15 protein-coding genes and 2 pseudogenes are annotated in these 14,033 nt (G+C 71.4%); 8 read left to right on the top strand and 9 right to left on the bottom strand.

What is annotated here, in order from left to right; translation table 11 throughout:
* Positions 1-12: 12 nt before the first annotated feature.
* The 4 genes from ACIQRL_RS17305 to ACIQRL_RS17290 form a co-directional block, all read right to left on the bottom strand.
* Positions 13-585, bottom strand: a complete 573-nt coding sequence (locus ACIQRL_RS17305) for a transglutaminase domain-containing protein (RefSeq protein WP_401332057.1) — start codon at positions 583-585, stop codon at positions 13-15.
* 162 nt (positions 586-747) lie between these two features.
* On the bottom strand, positions 748-1,821 hold the full coding sequence (locus ACIQRL_RS17300) for a threonine aldolase family protein (protein WP_401332056.1): 1,074 nt from the start codon (positions 1,819-1,821) through the stop codon (positions 748-750).
* Entirely contained in the window at positions 1,818-2,573 is a 756-nt protein-coding gene (locus tag ACIQRL_RS17295) for an SDR family NAD(P)-dependent oxidoreductase (protein ID WP_401332055.1), read from the bottom strand. Before ACIQRL_RS17295 ends, ACIQRL_RS17300 begins: the two co-directional genes overlap by 4 nt.
* A gap of 41 nt (positions 2,574-2,614) precedes the next feature.
* Positions 2,615-4,012 (bottom strand): DUF6421 family protein, encoded by a 1,398-nt coding sequence (locus ACIQRL_RS17290; RefSeq protein ID WP_401332054.1) that lies wholly within the window; start codon positions 4,010-4,012, stop codon positions 2,615-2,617.
* Positions 4,013-4,156: 144 nt separating this feature from the next.
* Here ACIQRL_RS17290 and ACIQRL_RS17285 point away from each other — a divergent pair.
* Positions 4,157-4,390, top strand: a pseudogene (locus ACIQRL_RS17285) (alpha/beta hydrolase fold domain-containing protein); the annotation flags it as partial.
* A 185-nt stretch (positions 4,391-4,575) separates the two neighbouring features.
* Here ACIQRL_RS17285 and ACIQRL_RS17280 read toward each other — a convergent pair.
* Positions 4,576-4,647: pseudogene (locus ACIQRL_RS17280) on the bottom strand (alpha/beta hydrolase fold domain-containing protein); the annotation flags it as partial.
* A gap of 436 nt (positions 4,648-5,083) precedes the next feature.
* Here ACIQRL_RS17280 and ACIQRL_RS17275 point away from each other — a divergent pair.
* A complete protein-coding gene (locus ACIQRL_RS17275; RefSeq protein WP_401332053.1) occupies positions 5,084-5,767 on the top strand; it encodes a glycerophosphodiester phosphodiesterase in 684 nt (227 codons plus the stop codon).
* Positions 5,768-5,877: 110 nt separating this feature from the next.
* On the opposite strand, the gene ACIQRL_RS17270 is transcribed toward ACIQRL_RS17275, so the two are convergent.
* Positions 5,878-6,420 (bottom strand): GNAT family N-acetyltransferase, encoded by a 543-nt coding sequence (locus ACIQRL_RS17270; RefSeq protein ID WP_401332052.1) that lies wholly within the window; start codon positions 6,418-6,420, stop codon positions 5,878-5,880.
* Between the two features lie 70 nt (positions 6,421-6,490).
* Here ACIQRL_RS17270 and ACIQRL_RS17265 point away from each other — a divergent pair, with 70 nt between their 5' ends.
* Positions 6,491-6,877 (top strand): VOC family protein, encoded by a 387-nt coding sequence (locus tag ACIQRL_RS17265; protein WP_401332051.1) that lies wholly within the window; start codon positions 6,491-6,493, stop codon positions 6,875-6,877.
* A 146-nt stretch (positions 6,878-7,023) separates the two neighbouring features.
* Positions 7,024-7,788 (top strand): VOC family protein, encoded by a 765-nt coding sequence (locus ACIQRL_RS17260; protein ID WP_401332050.1) that lies wholly within the window; start codon positions 7,024-7,026, stop codon positions 7,786-7,788.
* 75 nt (positions 7,789-7,863) lie between these two features.
* Here ACIQRL_RS17260 and ACIQRL_RS17255 read toward each other — a convergent pair whose 3' ends face one another.
* Both ACIQRL_RS17255 and ACIQRL_RS17250 read right to left on the bottom strand, forming a co-directional pair.
* A complete protein-coding gene (locus ACIQRL_RS17255) occupies positions 7,864-8,403 on the bottom strand; it encodes a MarR family winged helix-turn-helix transcriptional regulator (protein ID WP_401332408.1) in 540 nt (179 codons plus the stop codon).
* 344 nt (positions 8,404-8,747) lie between these two features.
* Positions 8,748-10,391, bottom strand: coding sequence for an FUSC family protein (locus tag ACIQRL_RS17250; protein ID WP_401332049.1), 1,644 nt, complete (start codon positions 10,389-10,391; stop codon positions 8,748-8,750).
* 234 nt (positions 10,392-10,625) lie between these two features.
* On the opposite strand from ACIQRL_RS17250, the gene ACIQRL_RS17245 reads away from it, so the two are divergent.
* The 3 genes from ACIQRL_RS17245 (at position 10,626) to ACIQRL_RS17235 (ending at position 13,074) form a co-directional block, all read left to right on the top strand.
* Positions 10,626-11,174: a DUF5134 domain-containing protein gene (locus ACIQRL_RS17245; RefSeq protein WP_401332048.1), complete on the top strand. Its 549-nt coding sequence runs from the start codon at positions 10,626-10,628 to the stop codon at positions 11,172-11,174.
* A 152-nt stretch (positions 11,175-11,326) separates the two neighbouring features.
* Positions 11,327-12,262: a M56 family metallopeptidase gene (locus ACIQRL_RS17240; RefSeq protein WP_401332047.1), complete on the top strand. Its 936-nt coding sequence runs from the start codon at positions 11,327-11,329 to the stop codon at positions 12,260-12,262.
* 113 nt (positions 12,263-12,375) lie between these two features.
* On the top strand, positions 12,376-13,074 hold the full coding sequence (locus ACIQRL_RS17235) for an HAD family hydrolase (protein ID WP_401332046.1): 699 nt from the start codon (positions 12,376-12,378) through the stop codon (positions 13,072-13,074).
* Positions 13,075-13,092: 18 nt separating this feature from the next.
* On the opposite strand, the gene ACIQRL_RS17230 is transcribed toward ACIQRL_RS17235, so the two are convergent.
* A complete protein-coding gene (locus tag ACIQRL_RS17230; RefSeq protein WP_401332045.1) occupies positions 13,093-13,338 on the bottom strand; it encodes a DUF2630 family protein in 246 nt (81 codons plus the stop codon).
* A 307-nt stretch (positions 13,339-13,645) separates the two neighbouring features.
* Here ACIQRL_RS17230 and ACIQRL_RS17225 point away from each other — a divergent pair, with 307 nt between their 5' ends.
* The gene (locus ACIQRL_RS17225) at positions 13,646-13,873 is read left to right on the top strand and encodes a hypothetical protein (protein WP_401332044.1); all 228 of its coding nucleotides are present in this window, start codon (positions 13,646-13,648) and stop codon (positions 13,871-13,873) included.
* Positions 13,874-14,033: the final 160 nt, after the last annotated feature.

Here is a 14,033-nt window from a genome sequence, read left to right as displayed (position 1 = left end):
GTCTGCCTCGCCTCAGAGTGCGGTGGGGAGCGTCCGCGAAAGGGACAGCCGGTCCGGGGCGGCCTTCAGGACGCCGACCACGACCGGGTGAGGTTCAGCGTACAACTCCGGATAGTCCATCTCATTGCACTCCGGGTCGGGCGTGAAGGCCAGTCGTTCGCCGTCGAGGGAGAACTGGGCGTCCACACCGGGTTTGTTGCCACGGGGGTCCTGCCGGTGCCAGGCGCCGTCGAGGCGGACGGCGACGAGACCGTGCACCTCCTCGAACTTCTGATAGCAGAACCCGGTCGGAATGTCCTCGGCCCGCAGCAGCGCGGCCAGCGCGTGAGCCTTGGCGTAACAGATGCCGGTGCGCCGCTCCAGTACGTCGGAGGCGCGCCAGGTGACCCGCGGATCGCCGGAATCGTAGGAGTGCGGGATGGTGTCCCGGACGAACTCGAACGCCGAACGCGCATAGGCATACGAGTCGGCAGCCCCGGCGGCGAGCCGGGCGGCCGTCTCGCGGACGAGTGGATGATGATGGTCGACCACCTCGTCGGCGGCCAGGTAGGCGGACAGGTCGCTGGTTTTCTGGATCAGCTCCATGCGCGCAGAGCATAGGAATGCGGCCGCCCGAGAGTCAATGACTTTTCAGGCTACCGCATATCCATGCACAGCTTGCCGCTGCGTGATGTCTCGTGCGCGCTGTCTGGTGCGCGCTGCGCACGAGGACGGCCATGGCCGTACGGAGAACCCAGGAGCGCCCTGCTACCGCTGGGCCATCTCCTCCTTGAGCGCGGCCACGAACCCGTCGACGTCGTCCTCGGTCGTGTCGAAGGCGCACATCCAGCGGACGTCGCCCGCGGGCTCGTCCCAGAAGTAGAAGCGGTAGCGCTTCTGCAGCCGCTCGCTCACGTCGTGCGGGAGCCGGGCGAAGACCGCGTTGGCCTGCACCGGGTAGAGGATCTCCACTCCGTGCACGGCGCGGACGCCCTCGGCCAGACGCTGTGCCATCTCGTTGGCGTGCCGGGCGTTGCGCAGCCACAGGTCCTTGGCGAGCAGCGCCTCCAACTGCACCGAGACGAAGCGCATCTTGGACGCGAGCTGCATCGACAGCTTGCGCAGATGCTTCATGTGGCTGACGGCGTCCTGGTTCAGGACGACGACGGCCTCGCCGAACAGCGCGCCGTTCTTCGTGCCGCCCAGCGACAGGATGTCGACGCCGACCGCGTTGGTGAACGTCCGCATCGGGACGTCCAGGGAGGCGGCGGCGTTGGATATCCGGGACCCGTCCAGGTGCACCCTCATGCCGTGCGCGTGGGCGTGGTCGCAGATCGCGCGGATCTCTCCGGGCGTGTAGAGCGTGCCCAGTTCGGTGCTCTGGGTGATGGAGACGACCTGCGGCATCGCCCGGTGCTCGTCGTCCCAGCCGAATGCCTGCCGGTCGATCAGTTCGGGCGTGAGCTTGCCGTCGGGCGTGGGCACCGTGAGCAGCTTGAGGCCGCCCATGCGCTCGGGAGCGCCGCCCTCGTCGACGTTGATGTGCGCGCTCTCCGCGCAGATCACCGCGCCCCAGCGGTCGGTGACCGCCTGGAGCGCGACCACGTTCGCGCCGGTGCCGTTGAAGACCGGGAAGGCCTCCGCGCCGGCACCGAAATGGCTGCGGATGATCCCCTGGAGGTTCTCCGTGTAGTCGTCCTCGCCGTACGCGACCTGGTGCCCGCCGTTGGCCAGGGCCAGCGCGGCGAGCACCTCGGGGTGGGCCCCCGCGTAGTTGTCACTGGCGAAGCCGCGGACGGCCGGGTCGTGATGACGCCGGGCGTCGGTCTTGGGAGGGTTCACGGCTTCTCGGTCAGCCACAGACGCTTTCCGTTCACTTCACCGGCGGGCCGGTCCCAGACGCCGACGATGGACTCGGCGAGTTCCTTGACGTCCGTGAAGCCCGCGAACTTCGCGTTCGGCCGCTCGGCGCGCATCGCGTCGTGCACCAACGCCTTCACCACCAGGATGGCAGCAGCGGACGTCGGGCCGTCCGCGCCCTCGGCGATCCCGGCCTTGCGGAAGTAGTCCGCCATGGCCAGGGTCCACGCCTCGGCGGCGGCCTTGGCCGCCGAGTAGGCGGCGTTGCCCGCGGTGGGATTGCTCGCGCCGGCGGCGCTGATCAGGACGTAGCGGCCGCGTTCGCTGGCCTGCAGCGCCTCGTGGAAGGCGAGCGTGGTGTGCTGAACCGTGCGGATGAGCAGCAGTTCGAGCAGGTCCCAGTCGTCGAGGACCGTCTTGGTGAAGGTCTCGCTGCCGCGCCAGCCGCCGACGAGGTGGACGAGGCCGTCCACCCGGCCGAAGTCCTTCTGGACGCGCGTGGCCCAGTCGCGGGTCGACTGGAGGTCGAGCAGGTCGACGGTGTCGCCGACGACGGTGGAGCCGCCGTGCGCGTAACGGGCCGCGTCCACGGCCTCCGCCAGCCGCTCCGCGTCGTTGTCCGCGCCGATGACGGTCGCGCCCGCCTCGGCGAGCCTGAGCAGTGCCGCCCGGCCGGCGGGTCCACCCGCACCCGCCACCGCGATCACCGCACCGCTGAGAGCCCCGTTCCCCATGGTCTTCGCCTCCTGAGCAATGTTCTCGCTACCGCGGTCGGTCACGCGGCGACCCGCTCGGAGCCGGCCGCGGTGATGCCCTTGGTGGAGGCGATCACGTTCTTCAGCTTTTTGGAGAGCGCCTCATAGAACATGCTCAGGGGAAACTCGTCCGGAAGCACGTCGTCGACCAGCTTGCGGGGCGGCTGGGACAGGTCGAGGGCGTCCGGACCCTTGGCCCAGCGGGAGCCCGGGTGCGGGGCGAGGTAGGTGGAGACGAGCTCGTACGCCTTGAACCAGTGGACGAGCTTGGGGCGGTCGATGCCGGCTCGGTAGAGCTCCTCGATCTCGGAGCAGAGCTGGTTGGTGACCTGCGGGGCGCGCTGCCAGTCGATGTGCAGCTTGTTGTCGGTCCAGCGGACGACGTCGTGCTTGTGCAGGTAGGCGAAGAGGAGCTGGCCGCCGAGACCGTCGTAGTTGCGGACGCGGTCGCCGGTGACGGGGAAGCGGAACATCCGGTCGAAGAGCACGGCGTACTGCACGTCGCGGCCGTGCGCGTTGCCCTCGGACTCCAGCTTCACGGCCTCCTTGAAGGCGGTGAGGTCGCAGCGCAGCTCTTCCAGGCCGTACATCCAGAACGGCTGGCGCTGCTTGATCATGAACGGGTCGAACGGCAGGTCGCCGTGGCTGTGGGTGCGGTCGTGGACCATGTCCCAGAGCACGAAGGCCTGCTCGCAGCGCTCCTGGTCGTGGACCATGGCGGCGATGTCCTCGGGCAGTTCGAGGCCCAGGGTGTCCACTGCGGCGTCGGTGACGGCACGGAAGCGCGCGGCCTCGCGGTCGCAGAAGATGCCGCCCCAGGAGAAGCGCTCGGGCGCCTCGCGCACCGCGATCGTCTCCGGGAAGAGGACGGCCGAGTTGGTGTCGTAGCCCGCGGTGAAGTCCTCGAACGTGATGCCGCAGAACAGCGGGTTGTCGTACCGGGTGCGCTCCAGTTCGGACAGCCATTCGGGCCACACCATGCGCAGCACGACCGCCTCGAAGTTGCGGTCCAGGTTGCCGTTCTGCGTGTACATCGGGAAGACGACCAGGTGCTGGAGGCCGTCCTCGCGGTTCGCGGCGGGCTGGAAGGCCAGCAGCGCGTCGAGGAAGTCGGGCACCTGGAAGCCGCCGTCGGCCCAGCGGCGCAGATCGTTCACGAGCGCCTCGTGGTACGCGACGTCGTGGGGCAGCAGCGGGGAGAGCCGCTCGATCGCGTCTATCGCCCGGCGCACGGCCAGCTCGACGTCGGAGGCGTCGGGGGCCCCCTCCGCCTCGAAGTCGATGGAACCGTCCTTGGACTGCCAGGGGCGGATCTCCTCCACGGCATCCTTGAGCACGGGCCACGCCGGGTGGTCCACCACCCTGGCCACGGGAGGAACCCGCTCCTCCGTACCCACCTGCACAAGAACTTCCGTCATGTCCCACCCTCCACAGGAGAACCTCGCGTATGAACACCGTATGTTTTCGAGGTTCCTTTCCGCAAGCGGGAACTCGGGAGATTATCCTGCGCACCCCCGGCCTTAACCGCTCTTTTTCCTGCCGGACACCGTGGAGGCAATGACATCCGCCACAGCCTTCTGGACGGCGCGAGCATCCGCGGGAAGCACGTCCACCCCGCGACCGACGCCCGTCCGAGGGAGGACGAGCCCCCGTGGGGCGGCCCCGGGTACTCCCTCACGCCGGCGCACGCCCGCTGGTTCGCCGAGCAGTACTTCGGTCCCGACGCCGACCGCTCCGACCCTGGCGCCTCGCCCCTCCTGGCGGGTCCCCAGGGCCTGCCGCCCGCCCACGTCGTGACGGCGGGCTTCGATCCCCTCCGTGACGAGGGCCACGCGTACGCCGTCGGGCTTGAGGGAAGCCGGAGCACGGAACACGGAGAGCCACTTCCCGGGCTTGTTCCACAGGTTCTTCGGCTTCCCCGAGCTACGACCAACGCGTCCCGGTCCACGCCCAGTTCACCGGTGTGCTCGGCGGCCCAGCACAGCGCCGCGTACGCGTCGTCGACGGCCGCGGGGAAGCGTGCCTCCGGGGCGAGCCGGTAGCCGACCGACACGACGGCCGCGCCGGCGTCCCGGCACAGGGCGCGCGCGATGGAGTCGTGCGTGTCCTGGCCGCACTCTTGCGACCGACCAGCTCAACTCCCGGGCCAACCCCTGGATCTGGGGCAGACCCGCACCGCCCACCCGACGACTACGAAGCCGATATGTGTACACCGTTCGAGGAATCCAGCACCAGCGGGCGGACCTCGAAGGGGCAAGGACCATGGGCCGGCCGACCCTCAGGCGCCGGGCCCACCACGGAGCGACACTCCTCCGCGCACCAGCGGGCGCGACACACCCGGAGCGCCGCGTGAGCCCGACACTCCCATTGCACCGCGTAGGAACGGGTACATAGCACAGCCAGGCCATTAGGCTGCGGCCTTGCCGCGTGGACGCCCCCGTCGGAACCACGCGCGAGCCGAGCCGCCGTCGACGGAAGCGAGTCGCATCTTGAACTTCCTCACCATCGGTCACCGCGGAGTGATGGGTGTCGAGCCCGAGAACACCCTCCGTTCCTTCGTCGCCGCCCAGAACGCGGGCCTCGACCTGATCGAACTCGATCTGCATCTGAGCAAGGACGGCGCCCTCGTCGTCATGCACGACGCCGAAGTGGACCGTACGACCGACGGCTCGGGGCCGATCGCCGAGAAGACGCTCGCGGAGCTGCGCACGCTGGACGCGGGGCGCGGTGAGCACGTCCCCGTCTTCGAGGAGGTTCTGGAAGCCGTCAGGACCCCGTTGCAGGCCGAGATCAAGGATGTCGCGGCGGCCAGGGCGCTGGCCGAGGTGATGCAGCGGCACGACCTGGTCGGGCGGGTCGAGGTGTCGTCGTTCCACGACGAGGCGATCGCCGAGATCACGCGGCTGGTACCGGGTGTCCGTACCGCGCTGATCGCCAGCCGCTACGGCACCGATGTCGTGGACCGGGCCGTGGAGGTCGGCTCCGCGACCGTCTGTCTCAACATCCGCAGGCTGAGCCTGGAGGTCGTCGAAGAGGCACGCAAGGCCGACCTGCGGATCATCGGCTGGGTGGTGAACACCCAGGACCAGCTCCGGCTGGTACGCGCCCTGGAGCTGGACGGGGCCACGACCGACTACCCCGAGATCAAGCGCACGGGCCGCTTCACGGCATAACCGGATCGAAGCGGCAGCGGTACCGACGGCCGCTCGGCCGGGACCACCGAGCGGCCCGGCCGCTGACCGCGGTCGTCAGCCACCGCCCACGGACCGGACCCGTACCCGGTCTAGACGAGCGGCTTGACCAGGAGCTCGAAGCGCAGGTCGTCGCGCTGCGGGATGCCGAAGCGCTCGTCGCCGTACGGGAAGGGCGTCATCCGTCCCGTACGGCCGTAGCCGCGTCGCTCGTACCAGGCGATGAGGTCGTCGCGTACGGAGATCACGGTCATGTGCATCTCCGTGACGCCCCAGACCTCGCGGACCGTGCGCTCCGCCTCGGCGATGATCACCTTGCCGAGCCCGCCGCCCTGGAGCGCGGGGCTGACGGCGAACATGCCGAAGTAGGCGTGGTCGCCGCGGTGCTCCAGCTGGCAGCAGGCGACGATCGTGCCGTCCCGCTCCACGGTCAGGAGCCGGCTGTCCGGCGCCCCGATGACGGCGAGTACCGCCTCGGCGTCGGTCCGCTGCCCCGCGAGGATGTCCGCCTCGGTGGTCCAGCCGGCCCGGCTGGAGTCCCCTCGGTACGCCGATTCGATCAGCGCGACCAGGGCGTCCACATCACTGTCGGTGGCGTCGCGGAACGTCAGTCCGGTGGCGGCGGCGGTTTCCATGGAAGCGGTTCTCCGATCAGTGGCGCGGCTGGGCACGCCCGAGCGTAACCCGGGTCTAGGCTCCGGCTGCATGGTGCATGTATTGAGCAGCCGGACGCTTCTGCGCCCGACCGATCCGGAGCGCTCCCGTGTCTTCTACGGTGAGCGGCTCGGCCTGGCCGTCTACCGCGAGTTCGGTACGGGGCCCGAGCGCGGGACCGTCTACTTCCTCGGCGGCGGATTCCTGGAGGTCGCCGGGCGGTCCGCGACCCCGCCCTCCCCCGCGCTGAAGCTGTGGCTCCAGGTCGCGGACGTGACCGCCGCCCACGAGGAGCTGACGGCCGCCGGTGTCGAGGTGGTGCGCGGGCCGGTACGGGAGCCGTGGGGGCTGATCGAGATGTGGATCGCGGACCCGGACGGAACCGAGATCGTGCTGGTCGAGATCCCGGCCGACCATCCGTTGCGTCACCGGCCCTGAGGTGCGATCGAGTCGAGGGTGCGTGCGGCGCGGGCGGCCGGCCGGTCGAACAGGGGGCCGGGACGCGGTGCCCGGATGGCCGGTGTTCCACGGCAGGCTTAGCGTGCTGAGGGGACTCGACGGGGGCTCGCTGCGGAAGGAACCTCATGAAGCTCGACAGGCCGGTGACCGGCGGCCCCTGCTGGACGGAGCTCGGCACCGACGATCTGGAGGGTGCCAAGGGCTTCTACGCCGATCTGTTCGGCTGGCGCCCGGAGACCGACCCGCGGCAGGAGGCGGGCGGATACACGGTCGCGCACCTCGGGGACGCGCCCGTCGCGGGGATCGCCCCCATCTACCAGGAGTCGCAGCCCGTCGCCTGGAACGTGTCGTTCGCCGTCACCGACGTGGACGCGACCGCGGCGGCGGTGCAGGCCGCCGGCGGCACCGTCGTCCTGGCCCCGATGGAGGTGCTCGACGTGGGCCGCTTCGCGGTCGCCTTCGACCCGGGCGGCGCCGCCTTCCAGATGTGGCAGGCGCGGGCCTTCTCCGGTGCGGGGCTGTTCAACGCGCCGGGCTCGCTCGGCTGGGTGGAACTTCTGACCCGGGCCCCCGACCGGGTGACCGAGTTCTACACGACGGTCTTCGGCTGGACCGTGACCGCCTCGAAGTACTACCCGCAGTGGGGCATCGACGGCGCCGATTTCGGCGGGATGGTCACGATGGACGAGAACTTCGCGCACGAGGTTCCCTCGCACTGGCTGCCCTATTTCGCCGTCGAGGACGTGGACGCCACGGCGAACGCGGTCCTCATGGCGGACGGCCACCTGCTGATGGAAGCCGTCTCGCAGCCCAACGGCCGGCGCATCGCCGTCGCGCGGGACCGCCAGGGCGCGGCCTTCGGGATCTACTCGGAGGGCGACAAGGACTGATCCGCCGGGACCGCCGCCGGGACCCGCAGCGCGGACTGCCGTCCCTATGGCGTCCGTTCGCCGTCCCGGCCCGCGTCAGGCGCGCGGCAGCCTCAGCCGGCCTTCGAGCTGTCCGAGCAACTCGCCCAGGAGTCGGGCCAGTTCACGCTGCCGTGCGCGGTCGATGCCGGACAGGACCCCTGTCTCGTAGGCGAGTTGATCAGGGAGGACGCCGTCGACCAGGTCGCGTCCCGCGTCGGTCAGCCGGACGTGCGCGACCCGGCGGTCACGGGTGTCACCGCGGCGTTCGACCAGACCGCGCTCGGTGAGCTGCTTGAGCCGCTTGGTGACGGCGGCGCCCGAGGAGAACGTCTCGCGGGCGATCTCGCTCGGGGTCAGTTCGTGCCCGGTGCGGCGCAGTGTCCCGAGCACGTCGAACTCGGGGCGGGTGAGGCCGGCCCGGCGCAGCGGCGCGTCCTCGGCCTGCTGCAGGAGGGCGGCACAGCGGTTGACCCGCCCGATGACCTCCATGGGCCCGGTGTCGAGATCCGGCCGCACGGTCTCCCACTGACGCACGACAGCCGCCACCGTGTCAGCGGCCACCTTGTCGGCCGACGTACTGTCGGCCGACGACATGTCGTCGGGCGTCGTCTCAGCAGGCACCGCGCCTGCGGGCACCGTGCCTGCGGGCGCCGGCCGGTCCGACGCGGGGCCGCCGCCCGACGCCGGGTCGCCGTCCGGCGCAGGGCCACCGCCCGACGCGGCGCCACCGCCCGACGCCGGGCCACCGGTCGACGCCGGGCCACCGCCCGACGCGGGGCCAACTTCCGGCGCAGGGCCACCGCCCGACGCGGCGCCACCGCCCGACGCGGGGCCACCTTCCGGCGCAGGGCCGCCGGTCGACGCCGGGCCACCGCCCGGTCTCGGGTCGCCGTGCGGTTCCCGGTCGCCGTCCGCCGTTCTCCGCCCGTCCGCTGTCGTCATGCCTGTGCGCCTTCCCAGCAGTGCAGTCCCTGGCGTCGTACCGTCGCCGCGAGCGTACGGTGTCCGGCCTGCTCGGCCCGCATCACCCGCTCCTCCGGCAGGGCGCGCCGCCACCACTCGCCGGCCGCGGCGTCCGCGGCGGTGCGCAGGTCCACGACCGCGGCGGACAGACCGCGGCGGGCGGACTCCAGGGCGCCGGACCGCGGATGCTCCTCGGCGAGCAGCCCGGCGGCGTGTTCCCGGGACCGCTCCACCGCGGACAGCGCCTCTTCGATGCGGTCACCGGCCCGCCGGTTGGTCACGGCGACGGCCGCGACGAAGCCGACCAGCGCGCCGACGAGGGTGTCCAGGACCCGGTCGGTGATCAGTTCTCCGGACGGCTGGGAATGTGCGAACTCGGTGATCAGCAGGGCCATGGGGGTCACGCAGACGCTGCCGAGCCAGTAGTTCCGGCCCATCAGCGCCTCGGCGCCGAAGTTCAGGACGAGGCAGCACAGGACGAGGGCGGCCTGGCCGGCATGGGCGAGCGGGGCGAGGACGACGAAGGCCAGCACGCCGAGGAGGTTGCCGACCACACGCTGGACACCCCGGCTCCAGGTCAGGGCGACGTTGGCCTGGTAGAGGGAGGCGGCGGTGACCAGCGCCCAGGAGGGGCGGCCGACGCCGAGCGCGAGCGAGACGTATCCGGCGAGGGCGCAGCCGAGCGCGGTACGCAGGGCGATGGGGGCGAGCGGACGGAGGCGGCCGAGCAGCGGGGGTTCCCCGAAGGCGAGCACGGCCTCGACGCCGAGGAGTTCGTCGGCGGCGTCCCCGAGGCCGTCGGGGCGCGGGACGGGTCCGGTGCCGGACAGTTCGCGAGCCCAGCCGCGCAGCCGTTCGGGGTCCGTTTCGGCCGGGGCGGCGAGCGCGACCTCGGCCCGTACGACGAGCCGTTCGAGGGCGCGCCGGGGTGCCGAGCGGGCTCCCGTGGACAGCAGCGACTGCCAGGCGGTGTGCACGGCGGCGGCCGCGGCGGCGCGGGCACGGGCGTCGTCCGGCGCCCCCACGGACAGCGCCGCGGCGTTGAGGGCGTACGCGGTGGCACGCCGCTCCGGGCCGTGCGGGCGGACGAGTCCCGGGGCCATGCAGACGATCCAGGCCCAGGCTCCCGCCGCCGCGCCCAGCGCGAGGTGGCCCGGCACCTGACCGAGTGTCTGCGGCACGAACAAGGATGCCGAGGAGATGAAGGCGAGGACCACGTGTCCCGGCGGGCCGACGCGCGTGGCATCGCACAGGGTCTTCTGCGTGGCGGCGAGCAGCGCGCCGACGGTGACCAGCAGGACGGCGTTCGTGGTGAGCGAGGCCATGACGAGCGCGACGCCGAGTCCGCCGAGCATCCCGGCCACCACCCGGGCGAGAACGCGGGCCCGGGCCGCGTACGGACGGTTGTGGGCGTAGAGCGCGCAGAGCGACCCGGCCATGGTGTACATCGCCAGGTCCAGCCGGCCGAGCGCCAGCAGCGTCAGATTCGGCGGGGCGACCGCGACGACGACGCTCAGGGCGGGTTTGAACCAGATGTCGGAGGGCCTGCCGAGGCGCAGCACATCGGCCAGCGGAAGCCGGCGTGCACGCGAGGGGCCGGAAGGGGTCGCACTGCTCATGGCGATAACCTTAACAGGTGTTTTACTTGTAAATCATTCCCCTCGGCGCCGCTCCCACCTGCGGTGCACTCCCGCACGCTCCCCCTCGTACACCCTTGCGCTCGTCTGCGCACCGGCCGGCCGGGGCATGCCCTGACCGACTGTCCGATGTCCGGCACCGCTGCCCGGCACCACCTGCCCGGCATCGCGCGTCCCGCATCGCGCGTCCGACATCGTCGAGCGGGGAGGTACGCGGTGCACGGACCGGCTTCACCCGGCTGGCTGCTCGTCGCGCTGTGCGCGGCGACCGGGGCCTACTGCCTGCTGCGGATGCGCAGCCCGGTCGAGGAACAGCGCCGTACCGCGGGCGGCGAGGCGCTCATGGGGTTCGGCATGGCCGCGATGGCCGTACCGGCGGCCGTGGTGACCCCACCGCGCTGGGCCTGGCTGGCCTGCACGGTCGTCTTCGGCGTCACCGGGCTGCGGGCGCTCTGGACGGCCCGCAGCAGTCCGCACCATCTGCACCATCTGATGGGCACGTTCGCGATGGTCTACATGGCGGCGGCGATGGCCGCGTCCCCGGCCCACCATGTTCACGGCGGCACCGGCGTCCCCCTCCTCACCGGAGTTCTCCTTCTCTACTTCACCGGCTACGTGCTCCGCTCGGGCGTCCGCCTTCTGCCGTCGGCCGTCGCGTCGGGCCCGCCCCCACGCGCCGTGGGCTGGGGTGACCGGCCCGAACTCTCCCAGGCCTGCCGCCTGTCGATGGGAATCGCGACGCTGGCGATGCTGGTCACGCTGTGACCTCCGGGCATCGAAGCCAGACCCCAAAACCCGGTCACGCTCCGAGGCCAAGGCGTCGGGAGGGACCTCGGCCGCCGTACGAAACCGTGGCGTACGTCACTTGGGGTCGTTGCCCGTATCCAGCGGCGAGCCCCGCTCATAGGCTTCGGGCCATGATGCTCCCCGCGGCACTGTTGCTGCTCGGCGCCCTGGCCTCCGTGGTCGCTCCGCGACTGCTCGCGCGGGCGGACTGGCCGGACCGGGAGCCGGTGGTCGCCCTGTGGGTGTGGCAATGCGTGGTGGCGGCCGTCCTGCTGTGCTGCGTCCTGTCGATGACGCTCAGCGCGTCCGCCGCCTGGGTGGCCGTGCGCGGCCCTGTCTTCGAAGGAGCACCGGCCTCGGTCGTCGACGCCTACGCGCCGGGTGCGGGAAGTCCCTGGGCCGCCGCCACGGCCGTGGCACTCGCGTGCGGTGGTGCCTGGACGGCGGCGATGCTGGTGCGCGAGATCGTACGGTCGCGGGTGCGCCGTCGGCAGAGCCGGACCGAACTCCTGGTGCGCGCCCCGCTGTTGCCCGGCGAGGAGCCCGGAGCCGAGCGTCTCGTCGTCCTGGAGGGGGAGCGTCCCGACGCCTGGTGGCTGCCCGGCGCAGCTCCCCAACTGGTCATCACCACGGCCGCGTTGCGCCGTCTCAAGGGTCGGCAACTGGATGCCGTACTCGCCCATGAGCAGGGGCACGCGCGGGCCCGGCACGACTGGCTGTTGCACTGCTCGGCCGCGCTGGCCAACGGCTTTCCGCAGGTGCCCGTCTTCGCCGCGTTCCGCGACGAGATGCACCGGCTGGTCGAACTCGCCGCCGACGACGTGGCGTCGCGCCGCTTCGGCCGGCTCACGATCGCGCTCGCCCTTGTCGAACTCAACGAGGACCGGGGCGTGTTCGGACCCTGCCCGGCCCCGGACGCGCACGTCCCGCAACGCGTCGACCGCCTCCTGACTCCCCGGGACCGGCTCACGACCGCCCGCCGGCTGCAACTCACGGCGGCGGCCGCCCTGGTACCGGTGGTACCGGTCCTCGTCGCGTTCGTACCGGGGTTGCGGGCGCTGGGTTAGCCCAGCGACTTCTCCGAGACGGACACGGAGACGCACTCGGAGCCAGACTCGGAGAAGGGCGGGCGGGCGAGGCCGCCTTGACCCGGATGGGCGCGCCGCGAAGGATCTCCCTCATGACCGTCAAGGGTGTGCTCTTCGACTTCTCCGGGACCCTCTTCCGCGTCGAGGCCGCGGAATCATGGCTGCGCGCGGTACTCGCGGCGACCGGTCACACGCTCCCCGAGCCGGAGTTGACCGAGAAGGCCCGAGCCCTGGAGGCCGTGGGTGCGCTCGCGGGCGGCGCCCGGCCGGTCCGGCCGGTGCCGGCACATCTCGCCGGCCTGTGGGAGGCCCGCGACCGCAGCGCCGAACAGCACCGGGCGGCGTTCACCGGTGTCTCCCGGCAGGTGTCGCTGCCGGATCCCGGTCTGCACGACACCCTCTACGACCGTCATATGACACCCGCAGCCTGGAAGCCCTACCTCGACGCGGCCGAGGTGCTCCACGTGCTGCGCGAACGGGGTCTCACGGTCGGCGTGGTCAGCAATATCGGCTGGGACCTGCGGCCCGTCTTCCGCGAGCACGGTCTCGACCCCTACGTCGGAACGTACGTCCTGTCGTACGAGCACGGTATCCAGAAACCGGATCCGCGGCTCTTCGCGATCGCCTGCGCCGAACTGGGCGTCGCTCCGGAGGACACCCTGATGGTCGGCGACGACCGGAGGGCCGACGGTGGCGCGGCCGCGCTGGGCTGCGCGGTGCATTTCGTGGACCACCTGCCGGTGGCGGACCGTCCCGACGGGCTGCGGCCGGTACTCGACCTGACGGACTGACCGCCAGGACCGCGGACGTCAGCCCCGGTAGCCCTCGACCTGCGACGACGGGCGCACCTGTGCGTCGTCCGGGTTCTCGCCGAACTCGGACTTCGCGCGCCGCTGGCGCAGCAGGTCCCAGCACTGGTCGAGTTCGCGCTCCAGTTGTCCGAGCCGCGCGTGCTCCGTGGCGTCGTCGATCTGCCCGGCCGCCAGCGCGTCGCGCAGCCGCCGCTCGTCGTCCACCATCGACGTGATTCTGGCCAGGATCTGCTCTTGCTCCATGTCCGTATGCCTCCTCGGGGCTCCAGGCCACTCTATGGACGACTCGGGACCCCTGCGAGTGATGGACCCGGGGTGTCCCTTCAGCGCCCGACGCGGGCAGACCGCGTACGAACGTCCGGTCGGCTCAGGAGTGACCGTTCGCCCCTCCTGGATCACCCCTTGCACGGCATCTCGATCCGGAAGGGAGGGCTTCTGATCTCCGACGGCCCGACCCGGTCAAGTTTTCACCAACAAAGGCCAAACGTCTCGCAATACGGCATCCGTGGCTACGTTGGCGCCTCTGCGTCACACACTCCCGAGGTTCCCCATGAAGACAGCGATCTGGCTCCTCCTCGCCGGCCTCCTCACCTACGTCACCGCCACCGCGCTGCACAACACGGCCCGCAGTGACGACAGGGAGACCCTCGTCGGCAACGTGCTGCTGAGTCTGTCGGTCGGCTGGTACACGGTCACCAGCTGGCGACGCGCCTACCTCGCGAAGCACCGACGCCCACCTCGGGACGAGGTGGGCGTGATGCGGAACGCCGGTAAGTGAAGCCCGAGGACGGCCACCGTTCAGAACGACACTCCCCGGCGCCGTCTGCCGCGCGTCCGACCTGAGGCGATCCCCCGCGTCGCCCCAGGTCGGCGACAGCCCGGATGCGACCCGCGAAGAGTCTGGGTCCGGACGCGTTGAGTATAGTTGGCTGGCAGCC

This window comes from Streptomyces sp. NPDC091209 (assembly GCF_044757755.1).
Taxonomy (GTDB): Bacteria; Actinomycetota; Actinomycetes; order Streptomycetales; family Streptomycetaceae; genus Streptomyces.
Note: the sequence above shows the minus strand (reverse complement) of the source record. Positions and strands in the feature narration are given on the sequence as shown.